Raw genomic sequence first — 13,942 nt, 5'->3', positions numbered from 1 at the left:
CGACGGCAAGGACGCCCCACGGCGCTTGACGTCAGGGCAACGTGAACCGCGCCACATTGCCCCGCGCTGCCGAATATTTTGCCGGATCGACGGGTTTTCCGTCGAACGCGATCGCGTCGAGGCCGGCCTTGTTGCCGATCGTGACCTTGAACGGCCCGTCGCCGGCGACCTGCTTCGTCTCGCCGGCCCGCACCAGCGCGGAGAACAGCTCCTTGCCATTCTTGTCACGCACGCTGAACCAGCAGTCCTGTTTGACTTTCAGTTCGATCATCGACTGGCCCGCCGCAACGACGACGCTCGCAGGCTCGGCCGGTGCAGCCGCGCTCGCAGCGGCCGCCGCCGCGACCGACTGCGATGCCGTCGACGGCGCGCCCGAAGCCGCTGGCGCAGGCGGAGTCGCCGCAACTGCTTGCGGCGCCACGGCGGACGCGGCAGCCGAAGCCGAGACGTCATTGCCGGCGTCGGCCGACGTGCCGCTCGCCGCGGCCTCTTCGACGGCCGAAGCGGCCGGTGCTGCGCTCGCAGCCGACGCATGGCCGGTGTCCGCGCCCTTGAAACGCGCGAGCCAGCTCGACGAATCGCCGCCAGTGTGCCACATGAGCGCCGCGATCACCGCGATGACGACGATCGCCGTTCCCCACAGCCATGGATGATGATGCGACGAACCGCCGAGCGGAATCGACACGCGACCGCGCGGCAGATCCGTCCCCGACGATGCGGGCATCGACAGGTCGACCTCCGGCACGCCGCGCTCGCGACGCATCGCCTGTGCAAACGGCTCCGGATCGACGCCGAGCATTTTCGCGTAGCTGCGCACGACGCCGAGCGCAAACGTCACACCGGGCAAATGGCTGATGTCGCCGCCCTCGAGCGCCCGCAGCTTCTGCGGTGCGACCTTCAGCCGCGCCGATACGTCGTCGACCGTCCAACCCTTCGCTTCCCGGAGCTGCGCCAGCCGGCTGCCTACCGCCGCCAGCGATTCCAGTCCGGCCGATGCCGGCTTTGCGGCATTCGTCTCTGCGCCGTTTGACGGCTGCGGCTCACTCATCCTTGTCCTCGCGTCGATTCTTCTTCACTGGCGGACGCCGCCGGCTCCTGCCGGCCAGCCCCCGCAACTTTCCATGCCATGCGCGACGCCGAGGCGCCGCGACCGATCGCTATTCGCGTGTTGTACCGCCAGGAGGTTCGAGCATCCCCGGCTCGGCGCCCCGTTCAAACCGCCCGAACTTCGATGATTTTTCCTGCTGCACCCGTTCGCTCCGCAAGCCGCGTGCGATCCTTCACCGCGCCGGCCAGCTGACCGCAGGCGGCATCGATGTCGTCGCCGCGCGTCTTGCGCACGGTCGTGACGATACCCGCATCGATGAGGATTTGCGCAAAGCGCTTGATCTGCTCCGGCTTCGAGCGGATGAGGCCCGACTCCGGAAACGGATTGAACGGAATCAGATTGAACTTGCACGGCACGTCACGCGTGACGGCCAGCAGTTCGCGCGCATGCGCTTCGGTGTCGTTGACGCCGTCGAGCATGCAGTATTCGAAAGTGATGAAATCACGCGGCGCGACTTTCAGATAGCGCTGACATGCCGCCATCAGTTCGCGAAGCGGATGCTTCTTATTCAGCGGCACCAGCTCGTCGCGCAGCGCATCGTTCGGCGCATGCAGCGAGACGGCGAGCGCCACCGGCAGCTCGGCACCGAGACGGTCCATCATCGGCACCACGCCCGAAGTGGACAGCGTGACGCGACGGCGCGACAGCCCGTACGCGTTGTCGTCGAGCATCAGCCGCATTGCGGGCACGACCGCGTTGTAATTGAGCAGCGGCTCGCCCATGCCCATCATCACCACGTTGGTGACGACCCGCTCGGCCTTGCCGTTCGGGCCCGGCGCGCGGCCGAGCGACGCGCGCAGCGCAAACTCGGCCATCCGGAGCTGACCGATGATTTCACCGGTCGACAGATTGCGGGAGAACCCCTGCTTGCCCGTCGAGCAGAAGCGGCAGTTCACCGCGCACCCGGCCTGCGACGACACGCACAGCGTGCCGCGCGTCCCTTCCGGGATGAACACGGTTTCGACCGCATTGCCGTTTCCGACGTCGATCAGCCACTTGCGCGTGCCGTCCGCGGAAACGTGATCGCTGACGATATCGGGCATCGCGATCGACGCTCGACCCTTGAGCTTCTCCCTCAAGGATTTCGCGAGATCGGTCATGCCGTCGAAATCGCTGGCGTTGTACTGGTGGATCCAGCGCTGCAACTGCTTGGCGCGGAACGGCTTCTCGCCGAGGCTGCCGCAATATGCGACAAGCCCCTCGGCGTCGAAGTCGAGAAGATTGACGGAAGTTTCGCTCGTCATGATGTGCTGCCTTGCCGCGTGCGCTGAACCCTGCCTGTTTGCTGCGAGCCCGGACTAGCGCGAGTAGACGTTCATTTCCGGGAAGAAGAACGCGATTTCCACGCGTGCCGTTTCCGGAGCGTCGGAGCCGTGCACGGCGTTCGCGTCGATGCTGTCGGCGAAGTCGGCGCGGATCGTGCCTTTTTCAGCCTTCTTCGGATCCGTTGCACCCATCAGGTCGCGGTTCTTCAGGATCGCGCCTTCGCCTTCGAGAACCTGGATCATCACCGGGCCCGAGATCATGAAATCGACGAGGTCCTTGAAGAACGGGCGCGAAGCGTGCACCGCGTAGAACTTCTCGGCGTCGGCACGCGACAGGTGCGCCATGCGCGCTGCGACGATCTTCAGGCCGGCGCCTTCGAAACGGCTGTAGATCTGGCCGATCACGTTCTTTGCCACCGCATCCGGCTTGATGATCGACAGGGTGCGCTCGATTGCCATAAAAACTCCAAAAAATTAAGAAGTTACAAGTTCAAATGAATCCGCTATTGTAGCATGATCCCGTGTATCATTGCGATTGAACCCTTACACGAGTGAAAGGTTCCAAATCGATATGTTTTGCGCGGCCCGGCCCATTGAAACCTCCGGGCGCGGAACGTATCTTAGCCATAGCTGCTCCGGTTTGCTGCGCCGCACACCGCGTGCGCCGAACCGGGCCCGGACGCCCTTGCGTTCAATGTTAGGAGAAACCATGAACGACTATCCGTACAATTTCGGCCGCGGCGGCTCCGTCAGCACCGCCGAGGTTCGCAACCGCGTGCTGCGGAACACGTACTGGCTGCTCGCGCTGTCGATGGTGCCGACGGTGCTCGGAGCGTGGGTCGGTGTCGCGACGGGCTTCTCGCTGTTCGCGGCCACGAGCCCGATGATGAGCCTCATCGCATTCTTCGCGATCGCGTTCGGCTTCATGTTCGCGATCGAGCGCACGAAAAACAGCGCAGCCGGCGTGTTCGTGCTGCTCGGCTTCACGTTCTTCATGGGCCTGATGCTGTCGCGTCTGCTGAGCTTCATCCTCGGCTTCTCGAACGGTCCGTCGCTGATCATGCTCGCGTTCGGCGGCACCGGGATCATCTTCGCCGCGATGGCGACGATCGCCACCGTCAGCAAGCGCGATTTTTCGGGCCTCGGCAAGTGGCTGTTCATGGGCGTGATCGTGATCCTGCTCGCGTCGGTCGCCAACATCTTCCTGCAGCTGCCGGCGCTGATGCTGACCGTGTCGGTGCTCGCGATCGCGATCTTCTCGGCGTACATGCTGTTCGACGTGCAGCGTGTCGTGAACGGCGGCGAGACGAACTACATCACCGCCACGCTCGCGATCTACCTCGATCTGTACAACGTGTTTACGAACCTGCTCGCGCTGCTCGGCATCTTCGGCGGCAACCGCAACTGACGTTCGTCGCACCCCACGAAAAACCGGCCCTCGGGCCGGTTTTTTCATGCGCGTCGCACGGGCATTCAGTCGCGCTCGAACAGTGCGATCGATTCGACGTGCGACGTATGCGGAAACATGTTCACAACGCCCGCGCCCTTCAGCCGATAGCCGGCCTCGTGCACGAGCAGGCCCGCGTCGCGCGCGAGCGTCGACGGATTGCACGACACGTAGACGATGCGCATCGGCAGCGGTCCTTCGCCGCTCTGCGCAATCTCGGCCAGCGCCTTCGACACCGCGAGCGCGCCCTCGCGCGGCGGATCGATCAGGAATTTGTCGAAAGCGCCGAGCGCGCGAATGTCGTCGGCGGTCACTTCGAACAGGTTCCGGCACGCAAACGTCGTGTGACCGTCGACACCGTTCTCGCGCGCGTTCGCCAGTGCGCGCGTGGTCAGCGTCTCGCTGCCTTCGATGCCCATCACTTCGCGCGCCAGCCGCGCGAGCGGCAGCGTGAAGTTGCCGATTCCGCAGAACAGATCGAGCACGCGATCGTCGCGCGACGGTGCAAGCAGACGCAGCGCGCGGCCCACCAGCACGCGGTTGATCTGATGGTTGACCTGCGTGAAGTCGGTCGGCTTGAACGGCATGCGAATGCCGAACTCCGGCAGCGTATAGTCGAGCGATACGTCGAGCGGATAGAACGGCGTCACCGTGTCCGGGCCCTTCGGCTGCAGCCAGAATTGCACCTGATGCTCGTCCGCGAACGCACGCAGCAGCGCTTCGTCCGCCGCGTTGATCGGCTCCAGCACGCGCAGCACGAGCGCCGTGACCGATGAACCGACCGCCAGTTCGATTTGCGGCATGCGATCGCGGATCGACAGCGCCTCGACGAGCCGGCGCAGCGGCACCAGCATCGCCGACACGTGCGGCGGCAGCACTTCGCAGCTCGTCATGTCGGCGACATAGCTGCTCTTCTTTTCGTGGAAGCCGACCAGCACGCCGCCCTTCTTCACGACATTGCGTACGGTCAGGCGCGCGCGGTAACGATAACCCCATGACGGACCGTGGATCGGCGCGAACATCGTTTCCGCGCGCAGCTTGGCCAGATGCCACAGGTTGTCTTCCAGCACACGCTGCTTGATCGCGACTTGCGCGCGCATGTCGAGATGCTGCATCGAGCAACCGCCGCACGTGCCGAAGAACGTGCATTTCGGCTGCGTGCGCATCACGCTCGGACGCAGGATATCGACGACGGTCGCCTGCTCGTAGCTCGGCTTGCGGCGGTAGCTCGAATACGTGACGCGCTCGCCGGGCAGCGCACCCTCGACGAACACGACCTTGCCCGGCTCGCCGTCATCGGTCGTCATGCGGCCGACACCGCGCGCTTCCATGTCGAGCGATTCGATCTCGAGAACCGGCGCGTTACCGGGCGCGGCAGGCGCGCTTTTCGATTTGCGCGCAGAAGTGGGGACGGCTTCGGACACCAGCTTTTCCTGACAAACGTTGAAGAAGGCGAGATTGTAGACGACCGGGAACCCGATCGCGTGCTTTGCCCGAACGCGGAGCGGGCGGATGCGCGCGACGCGGCGGCGTCGATGCGACCGCATCACGTTCGCGCACGCGGACAGAGCGGATATCGACGTGCACAATCCGCATGACAGGAGGGCCCACCATGCGACTGATCGACTGGAACATTCAATGGGGTCGGGACGCCGACGGCATCGTCGACCTCTCCCGGACCGTCGCCGACGCGCGCCGCCTCGGCGACTTCGACGTGCTGTGCCTGCAGGAAGTCACACGCGGCTTCGGCTCGCTACCCGGCGGGCCGGGCGCGGATCAGTTCGCGGAACTGGCCGCGCTGCTTCCCGGCTATACAATCATCGACGCGATCGGCGCCGATCTGCCGGGTGCGGAGCCCGGCGCCCCGCGACGCCAGTTCGGCAATGCAATCGCAACCCGGCTGCCGGTTGCGCGCGTGCTGCGTCAATTGCTGCCGTGGCCGGCCGACGCCGATACGCCGTCGATGCCGCGCGTGGCGCTCGACGTCGAGTTGCATACCGCGTCGGGTCCGCTAAGGGTCGTGACTACGCATCTCGAGTTCTATTCGGCTCGTCAGCGCATTGCGCAAGTCGACACGCTACGTGAACGGCACCGCGAAGCTTGCGCGCATGCGGCACGACCGGCGCCCGCCGAAAATGCGGACGGACCGTTCATCGCAACCGGTCAGCCGCGCGATGCGATCGTATGCGGCGACTTCAACAGCGCATTCGGCAGCGACGCCTATCGACGCTTCCTTGAACCGATCGCCGACGCGCCGCGCTTCGTCGATGCGTGGGTCGCGTGCCATGCGGGACATACGCCGCCGCCGACGGCCGGCGTCTACGACACGGCGCAATGGTCGGACGGGCCGCTCGCGTGCGACTTCGTGTTCGTGACCGACACACTGTTGTCGCGCGTGAAGCGATGCGAGATCGACGGCGACGTGCGCGCGTCCGATCATCAGCCGATCGTGCTCGAACTCGACTGACGCCCGCGCGCTGCAGTTGCGCGCGCGCCGCGTCACGCGTCGAATGCGGCCAGGTATTCGGCCCAATGCGGGGCCGGCTCCTGTGCGAGCGCGTTCTTCACGAGCAGGATCTCATCCGCATACTCGTTCGCGGTCAGGCCGCCGCGCATCAGCTGAAACCGGCAATACAGCAGATAGGTGTTCACGACGTCGGTTTCGCAATAGTTGCGGATTTCGTCGAGCCGCCCTTCCTGGAACGCCAACCACACCTGACTGCCATCCATCCCGAGCTTGCCGGGAAAGCCGCACAGCTTCGCGAGCGCGTCGAGCGGCGCATTCGCGCGCGCCTGATACATCGCGAGCACGTCCATCAGATCCGTATGCCGCGAGTGATAGCGCGAGATGTAATTGTTCCACTTGAAGTCGCGGTCGTCCTCGCCGAGATCCCAGTAGCGCGGCGCGGCAATCCCGTGCACGAGCGCACGATAATGGAGCACCGGCAGATCGAAGCCGCCGCCGTTCCACGACACGAGCTGCGGCGTGTATTTCTCGATCACGCGGTAGAACGACTGGATCAGCGTCGCTTCGTTGTCCTGCGGTGTGCCGAGCGAGCGAACGCGAAAACCGTTGTTGTCGCGGAACACGCACGAGATCGCCGCAACGCGCTGCAGGTGGTGCGGCAGGAAATCGCTGCCGGTCTTTTCGCGGCGCGCGGCGAACGCATGTTCGGCCACCGCGGCATCGTCGAGCGTCGCGGGCAGGTCTTCCAGACGGCGAATGCCGTCGACATCGGGAATCGTCTCGATGTCAAAAACGAGAATCGGTGTCATCAGTTACAGAACGGCGTCCTTGCGTACGCCGTTGGAGGCGAAGAACCGCTTGAGGCGCACCAGCGCTTCCTGCTGGATCTGCCGCACGCGCTCGCGCGTGAGTCCCATCTCGTCGGCCAGTTCCTCGAGCGTCGCCGGTTCGATGTGGTTCAGGCCGAAGCGGCGCTCGATCACGTGCCGATGCTTGTCGGACAGGCGCGACAGCCACGCGCGCGTGAGCGTCTCGAGTTCGCGATGCTGCACTTCGGCGTCGGGCGACTGACTTTGATCGTCGGGCAGCAGGTCGAGCAGGCTGCTCGCGGGATCGAGGTCGAGCGGCGCGTCGAGCGACGCGGTATGTTCGTTGAGCGCGAGGATGTCGGTGACTTCCTCGGCGGTCTTGCCGGTGAGATAGGCGATGTCGTCGATGCTGGCCTCGCGGCGCTCGGCCGCGTCGCCAGTCGACATCGAATTCTTTTCGAGGTGGCGCTTCGCGCGCAGCACCTGATTCAGCTCGCGGATCACGTGCACCGGCAGGCGCACCGTGCGCGCCTGGTTCATGATCGCCCGCTCGATGCTCTGCCGAATCCACCAGGTCGCATACGTCGAGAAACGGAAGCCGCGCGTCGGATCGAACTTTTCGATCGCGTGCATCAGCCCGAGATTGCCTTCCTCGATCAGATCGAGCAGCGGCACGCCGCGGTTCAGATATCCCTTTGCGATGCTGACGACGAGACGCAGGTTGCGCTCGATCATCACCTGCCGCGCCTCGAACTCGCCGGCTTTCGCGAGACGCGAATAGCGCTGCTCTTCCTCGACGGTCAGCAGCGGCTTCACGCTGATGCGGTTCAGGTAATGCTGGATCGTGTCGGCCGTGAGCTCGGCCTGCAGCAGCGCGCGGAAATCGTCGACATCGGGCGCGGCGTCGGGGCGATCTTCGCGTTCGTCGTCGCCGTCGGATTCGGCGTCGCGCGCCTCGAGATCGCGTTCGTTTTCGACGACGTCGTCTTCGTCGTCCGTCGAAGCGCCAGCTCGCTCCACCGATGCTTGCGTGGCTCGACTGATCTTCTCAGACTCGGCTTGCGGCTCGTGGCGCTTCGATTTCGGCATGGTCGTCTCGGTTATTGAGGCGGCAAATACTTCAGCGGATCGACAGGCTTGCCCTGCCGGCGAACCTCGAAATGCAGCATCACGCGGTCGGCATCGCTGTTACCCATCTCGGCGATCTTCTGCCCTTTCGTGACCGCGTCCCCCTCTTTTACCATCAAAGCGCGATTGTGTGCATACGCCGTGAGGTAAGTTGCGTCGTGCTTGATGATAATGAGGTTGCCGTAGCCGCGCAGCCCGTTGCCCGCGTAGACGACGCGGCCGTCGGCCGCCGCCTTCACCGCTTCGCCGGCCGTCCCGCCGATATTGACGCCCTTGTTCTTCGCGTCGTCGAAGCCGTTCAGCACCGGGCCGCGCACCGGCCATGCGAACGTCACGGGGCCGCTCGGTGCGGCGGCCGTATCGCTCGACGCGGCCGCAGGCGGCGTCGCGGCGGCGGACGACGTGCCGGCAGCCGGCGTCGCGGGCCCGCTGCTGAGCGGTGCCGTCGCGACGGCCGCACCGCCGATCGGCGCGGCAACCGGTGCGCCGGCTGTCGCAGTGCCGCCCGGCGGCGCGACACGCAGCAGTTGATCGACTTCGATCTGGTTCGGGTTCGCGAGATTGTTCCACGCGGCGATGTCGCGATAGTTCTGCCCGTTCTCGAGCGCGATCCGATACAGCGTGTCGCCCGGCTTCACGCGATAGTAGCCCGGCGGCGGCGGGCCGAGCGGTACGGCGGGTTGTGCGGCGGCGGTCGTGCCGAACGAACCGGAGCGGTCGACGACGGGCGCGTTGTCGAGCCGCGTCGCACAGGCGGCCAGCAGCGTGGAGAATGCAGCCACACAGATCGCGCGCTGGGCGAACGTGAGCGGTTCCCTGGAACGGTTGTTTTGCATCGCGCGCAACATACTCATCGGTTTCAAATCACTCCGGATTTTAAAGGGACAAAGAAAACGCGATCAAGCCGCGACTCTCGCCATTGCGCGTGTGCGACGCGCTCGATGAGCGTGAGCACCTGAGGCTGCCCGCTCTGTGCGCCGACCGGCGCGACGAGCCGCCCGCCGATCGCAAGCTGTTCGAGCAGCGCCTGCGGCACGTCGAGTCCCGCCGCTGCAATGACGATTGCGTCGAACGGCGCAGCGGAAGGCAGCCCGATACGCCCGTCGCCGTAATGCAAACGGATGTTCGGCACGCGTAGCGGCCGCAGGTTCAGCTTCGCGCGCTCGTAGAGCGGCTTGATGCGTTCAATCGAATAGACGTCGCGCGCGACGTGGCTCAGCACGGCGGCCTGATAGCCGCAGCCGGTGCCGATTTCGAGTACGCGCTCGACGGAGCGGCCGGCCATCGCGAGCTCGATCATGCGCGCGACTACCGACGGCTTTGAAATCGTCTGCTGGTGACCGATGGGCAACGCCGAATCCTCGTACGCCTGCGTCGCGAGGCCGGGATCCACGAACATGTGGCGCGGCACGGCAGCCATCGCGTTCAGCACGCGGGCGTCGGTCACGCCGTTCGCGCGCAGCCGTTCGACCATGCGCTCGCGCACGCGTTCCGACGTGAGCGCGAACGCGCCGGGCGATGCGACACTCGGCACCGCCGGCTTCGGCAGCGCGGGTTTCAGCGCGGTCGGCTTCGGTGCGGTTGCCGGTTTCGCGCCGGCCGGCCCGGACGACGCCGCACGGGGCGCGCCCGGTTTCGCGGCGACCGGCTTCAGCACGACGGCGGGTTTGTCGGCAGCCTTCGGCGTCGCATGGCGTTCGCCGGCTCTGCCTTCGGATTTGCGTGGCGCTCGCTTGAGATCTTCGAGCGCGAGCGGGAACCGCTTCGCGCGCTCGCCGCTCATGAAGCCCGCCCTCCGGCGCGCACCCATTCGCGCGTCGCGGGCAGCATCTGCGTGTGCGTCAGGTCGAGTTGCAGCGGCGTGATCGACACGAAACCGTTTGCGACTGCGTGGAAGTCGGTGCCCTCGCTCGCGTCGAGCGCTGCGCCGGCCGCGCCGATCCAGTAGACGGGCTCGCCGCGCGGGTCGGTCTGGCGAATCACTGGTTGCGACGGATGACGCTTGCCGAGGCGCGTGACCTTCCAGCCCTTCAGCGCGTCGTACGGCAGGTTCGGAATATTGACGTTCAGCAGCGGATGACCGGGCAGCGGATGCGCGAGATAGTGTTCGACGATTTCCGCTGCGACGCGTGCGGCGTCCGCGAGATGCGCCCAGCCCTTGTCGGCGAGCGAGAACGCGATGGCCGGCACGCCGAACATGATGCCTTCGGTGGCCGCTGCAACTGTCCCCGAATAGAGCGTGTCTTCGCCCATGTTCTGGCCGTTGTTGATACCGGACACGACGAGGTCCGGCTTCGTGTCGACCATACCCGTCAACGCGACGTGCACCGAATCGGTCGGCGTGCCGTTCACGTAGAAGAAACCCGTACCCGCTGCACGCTGCACCGACAGCGGCCGCCACAGCGTCAGGGAATTCGACGCGCCGCTGCAGTTCTGCTCGGGTGCGATCACCGTGAGTTCGGCCAGCGGCTGCAGCGCCTCGCCGAGCGCGGCGAGACCGGGGGCGAGATAGCCGTCGTCGTTGCTGAGTAGGATTCGCATGCGGCGATTGTAACCGAGGAAAGATGGCGCGAGAGCGACAGTCCGGCAGCGCCCGGGCGTGGACGCATGCGGGCGTGCACGGTGCGCCGCCGCATCGCGCGGCGGCGTTCCTCGATCAGATCGCGCCCGCTTCGCGCAGTGTGGCAATCGCCTGTGCGTCGTAGCCGAGGCCGCGCAACACGTCGTCGGTATGCTCGCCGAGCTCGGGGCCGAGCCAGCGCGTTTCGCCGGGCGTGTCCGACAGCTTCGGCGTGATGTTCGGCAACGGAATGTCGGTGCCGTCCGCGAGCTTGAAGCGCTGGATCATCTGCCGCGCGACGAACTGCGGATCGGTGAACATGTCCGCGACGCTATAGATGCGTCCGGCCGGCACATCGGCCGCGTTCAGCACGGCGAGCGCGTCGTCGATCGTGCGCGGCGCGAGCCACGCGGCAATCGCATCGTCGATTTCCTGCGTGCGCGGCACGCGCCCGTCGTTCTGGGCGAGAGCCGGATCGTCGGCGAGATCGTCGCGCTCGATCGCCTTCATCAGCCGCTTGAAGATCGGATCGCTGTTGCCGCCGATCACGATGCTGCCGTCGCGGCACGCATACGTGTTCGACGGCACGATGCCCGGCAGCGACGCACCGGTGCGCTCGCGCACCATCCCGTACACGCCGTATTCGGGCACGACGCTTTCCATCATGTTGAACACGGCTTCATATAGTGCGACGTCGACGACCTGCCCGGCGCCGCCGTTCACGTTCCGGTGATGCAGCGCCATCAGCGCACCGATCACGCCGTGCAGCGCGGCGATCGAATCGCCGATCGAGATGCCGATGCGCGGCGGCGGCAACTCCGGATAGCCGGTGATGTGGCGCAGCCCGCCCATCGATTCGGCGATCGCGCCGAAGCCGGGCCGGTCGCGATACGGGCCGGTCTGCCCGTAGCCGGACAGGCGCACCATCACGAGCCCCGGGTTGTCGGCGGACAGCACGTCGTAACCGAGCCCGAGCTTCTCGAGCAGGCCCGGGCGGAAGTTCTCGATCACGATGTCGGCCTCGCTCGCGAGCTGGCGCGCGATCGTCTTGCCGGCGTCGGACTTCAGGTTCAGCGTGACCGATTTCTTGTTGCGCGCCTGCACCGACCACCACAGCGACGTGCCGCCCTGCTCCGGATACAGCTTGCGCCACTTGCGCAGCGGATCGCCGCCTTTCGGATCCTCGATCTTGATCACTTCCGCGCCGAATTCGGCGAACAGCCGCGACGCGAACGGCCCCGCGATCAGCGTTCCGAATTCGAGCACTTTGACGCCCGCAAGCGGGCCCTGGCTGGTGCTCATGTGTCTCCCTGACATGACGAAGGCGCCGCGTGCGCGTGACGCCCGGCTTACATCGTGCGGCGATCGAGCATCGCGCGCGCGATGGTGCCCGCGTCGACGTATTCGAGTTCGCCGCCGACCGGCACGCCGCGCGCGAGCCGCGTGACGGCGAGGCCGCGCGCCTTCAGCGTCTGGCCGAGGTAATGCGCGGTGGCTTCGCCTTCGTTCGTGAAGTTGGTCGCCAGCACGACTTCCTTGACGATCCCGTCGGACGCGCGCCGCACGAGGCGATCGAAATGGATTTCCTTCGGGCCGATCCCGTCGAGCGGACTCAATCGCCCCATCAGCACGAAATACAGCCCGCGGTACGTCATCGTCTGCTCGAGCATGATCTGATCGGCCGGCGTCTCGACGACGCACAGCAGCGTCGGATCACGCTCGTCGTCGCTGCAGAGCTCGCAGATCGGCGCTTCGGTGAACGTATTGCACTTCTCGCAGTGCTGCAGATGCTCGGTGGCGAACAGCAGCGACCGGCCGAGCCGCTCCGCGCCCTCCCGATCGTGCTGCATCAGGTGGTACGCCATGCGCTGCGCGGATTTCGGCCCGACGCCGGGCAGCACGCGCAGCGCTTCGACGAGCGCGGACAGGGCGGACGGCTGTTTCATACGGCGGCAAAAAGCGGAACGGGCACTGCGTTCAGAACGGCAGCTTGAAGCCTGGGGGCAGCGGCAGACCCGACGTCATGCCGCTCATCTTTTCCTGCGACGTCGCTTCGGCCTTGCGCACGGCGTCGTTGAACGCGGCGGCGACGAGATCTTCGAGCATGTCCTTGTCGTCCGCGAGCAGGCTCGGGTCGATCGACACGCGGCGCACTTCGTTGCGACACGTCATCGTCACCTTGACGAGGCCGGCGCCCGACTGCCCTTCGACTTCGATCTGCGCAAGCTGCTCCTGCATCTTCTTCATGTTTTCCTGCATTTGCTGCGCTTGCTTCATCAGTCCGGCGAGGTTGCCTTTCAGCATGGGAATACTCCTTGTCGATCGTGTGAAAACCGGCACGCGATGCGTGCCGGTCGATATGTGCGGGCGTGATTGTGCCTGTTGCGCGGCGATCCGTTCAATGCAGCGTCGGCGACGTGCCGTCCGACGGCGGGTCGGCGAGCGGCCGCACCGAACCGTCGACGATGCGCGCGTCGAAATCGCGCATCAGCTGCTGCACGAACGGATCCGCGTGAATCTCCTGCTCGGCCTCGCGCTGGCGCGCGGCGCGCGCGGCTGCGTCGAGCGCCGCGGCGGTGCGGCGCGCGGGACCGACCTCGACCGCGACCTCGACCGGCTTGCCTAGCGCGTCGGCCAGCGCGGCCTTCAACTTCGCGACCTGTGCGGCGTCCGCGTACTGCGGCACCGGCACCGAGAGTTTCAACGTCGTCGCGTCGACCGCGGTCAGTTCGCTGTTGAACGCGAGCTGATACGCGACGCCCTTGAGCGGCAACTGCGCGGCGAGCGTCGGCCATTCGCCGTCGAAGCCGATCGGATCGAGCGCGATCGCGGGCGGCAGCGGGCGCGTATCGACCGGCACGGGCGCGCGCAACTCGGCCGGCTTCGACGCGACGCGCACGTCGTCGGGGCCGCTGTCGAACATCGGCACGAAGCCGTCGTCGGCCGGGCCGCCGAACATCTCGTCGGCGCTCAGCGGCACGTACTCGTCGGGCGGAATGTCTTCCCACGGCGGCGGCGCCTGACGCGTGTCGCCGGCTTGCGGCGCACGGGCCGCAGCGCGCGGCGTGGGCACCTGCACCGCAGGGCGCGCCGCGGCCGGCTTTTCGGCAGCGGGCTGGGGCGCGGGCTTCGCCGCGCCCGTCCGCGCGCGGTCGGAC

General features: G+C 66.2%; 15 protein-coding genes. 2 read left to right on the top strand and 13 right to left on the bottom strand.

The window, feature by feature from the left end; genetic code table 11:
- Positions 1-31 precede the first annotated feature (31 nt).
- From BUB20358_RS08350 to ndk, 3 genes are all read right to left on the bottom strand, one after another.
- Entirely contained in the window at positions 32-1,048 is a 1,017-nt protein-coding gene (locus BUB20358_RS08350) for a helix-turn-helix domain-containing protein (RefSeq protein WP_006764214.1), read from the bottom strand.
- A gap of 164 nt (positions 1,049-1,212) precedes the next feature.
- Positions 1,213-2,352, bottom strand: a complete 1,140-nt coding sequence (gene rlmN, locus BUB20358_RS08345) for a dual-specificity RNA methyltransferase RlmN (RefSeq protein ID WP_006764213.1) — start codon at positions 2,350-2,352, stop codon at positions 1,213-1,215.
- Between the two features lie 54 nt (positions 2,353-2,406).
- A complete protein-coding gene (gene ndk, locus BUB20358_RS08340) occupies positions 2,407-2,832 on the bottom strand; it encodes a nucleoside-diphosphate kinase (protein ID WP_006764212.1) in 426 nt (141 codons plus the stop codon).
- Between the two features lie 250 nt (positions 2,833-3,082).
- On the opposite strand from ndk, the gene BUB20358_RS08335 reads away from it, so the two are divergent.
- Positions 3,083-3,781: a Bax inhibitor-1/YccA family protein gene (locus BUB20358_RS08335; RefSeq protein WP_035972285.1), complete on the top strand. Its 699-nt coding sequence runs from the start codon at positions 3,083-3,085 to the stop codon at positions 3,779-3,781.
- 65 nt (positions 3,782-3,846) lie between these two features.
- On the opposite strand, the gene rlmD is transcribed toward BUB20358_RS08335, so the two are convergent.
- A complete protein-coding gene (gene rlmD, locus BUB20358_RS08330; RefSeq protein WP_249181736.1) occupies positions 3,847-5,151 on the bottom strand; it encodes a 23S rRNA (uracil(1939)-C(5))-methyltransferase RlmD in 1,305 nt (434 codons plus the stop codon).
- A 281-nt stretch (positions 5,152-5,432) separates the two neighbouring features.
- Here rlmD and BUB20358_RS08325 point away from each other — a divergent pair, with 281 nt between their 5' ends.
- On the top strand, positions 5,433-6,287 hold the full coding sequence (locus BUB20358_RS08325) for an endonuclease/exonuclease/phosphatase family protein (RefSeq protein ID WP_035972284.1): 855 nt from the start codon (positions 5,433-5,435) through the stop codon (positions 6,285-6,287).
- Between the two features lie 32 nt (positions 6,288-6,319).
- On the opposite strand, the gene BUB20358_RS08320 is transcribed toward BUB20358_RS08325, so the two are convergent.
- From BUB20358_RS08320 to BUB20358_RS08280, 9 genes are all read right to left on the bottom strand, one after another.
- Positions 6,320-7,096 (bottom strand): 3'-5' exonuclease, encoded by a 777-nt coding sequence (locus BUB20358_RS08320; protein ID WP_006764208.1) that lies wholly within the window; start codon positions 7,094-7,096, stop codon positions 6,320-6,322.
- A gap of 3 nt (positions 7,097-7,099) precedes the next feature.
- Positions 7,100-8,185 carry an RNA polymerase sigma factor RpoS gene (gene rpoS, locus BUB20358_RS08315; RefSeq protein WP_006764207.1) on the bottom strand — a complete coding sequence of 362 codons (1,086 nt, stop codon included), beginning with the start codon at positions 8,183-8,185 and terminating at the stop codon, positions 7,100-7,102.
- 11 nt (positions 8,186-8,196) lie between these two features.
- Entirely contained in the window at positions 8,197-9,078 is an 882-nt protein-coding gene (locus BUB20358_RS08310) for a peptidoglycan DD-metalloendopeptidase family protein (protein WP_006764206.1), read from the bottom strand.
- Between the two features lie 5 nt (positions 9,079-9,083).
- Positions 9,084-10,007, bottom strand: coding sequence for a protein-L-isoaspartate(D-aspartate) O-methyltransferase (locus tag BUB20358_RS08305; RefSeq protein WP_035972282.1), 924 nt, complete (start codon positions 10,005-10,007; stop codon positions 9,084-9,086).
- Complete coding sequence (gene surE, locus BUB20358_RS08300; protein ID WP_006764204.1) at positions 10,004-10,765, bottom strand: 5'/3'-nucleotidase SurE; 762 nt, start codon at positions 10,763-10,765, stop codon at positions 10,004-10,006. The genes BUB20358_RS08305 and surE overlap by 4 nt, the downstream gene beginning before the upstream one ends.
- Before the next feature lie 115 nt (positions 10,766-10,880).
- Positions 10,881-12,086 carry a CaiB/BaiF CoA transferase family protein gene (locus BUB20358_RS08295; RefSeq protein WP_035972281.1) on the bottom strand — a complete coding sequence of 402 codons (1,206 nt, stop codon included), beginning with the start codon at positions 12,084-12,086 and terminating at the stop codon, positions 10,881-10,883.
- A 47-nt stretch (positions 12,087-12,133) separates the two neighbouring features.
- The gene (gene recR, locus BUB20358_RS08290; protein WP_006764202.1) at positions 12,134-12,730 is read right to left on the bottom strand and encodes a recombination mediator RecR; all 597 of its coding nucleotides are present in this window, start codon (positions 12,728-12,730) and stop codon (positions 12,134-12,136) included.
- A 31-nt stretch (positions 12,731-12,761) separates the two neighbouring features.
- A complete protein-coding gene (locus BUB20358_RS08285; protein ID WP_006399891.1) occupies positions 12,762-13,088 on the bottom strand; it encodes a YbaB/EbfC family nucleoid-associated protein in 327 nt (108 codons plus the stop codon).
- Positions 13,089-13,182: 94 nt separating this feature from the next.
- Positions 13,183-13,942, bottom strand: a 760-nt coding sequence (locus BUB20358_RS08280; protein ID WP_174905062.1) for a DNA polymerase III subunit gamma/tau C-terminal domain-containing protein, incomplete at its 5' end; no start/stop codon positions are given.

The sequence above is a fragment of the Burkholderia dolosa genome, assembly GCF_902499135.1.
Lineage (GTDB): Bacteria > Pseudomonadota > Gammaproteobacteria > Burkholderiales > Burkholderiaceae > Burkholderia > Burkholderia dolosa.
Note: the sequence above shows the minus strand (reverse complement) of the source record. Positions and strands in the feature narration are given on the sequence as shown.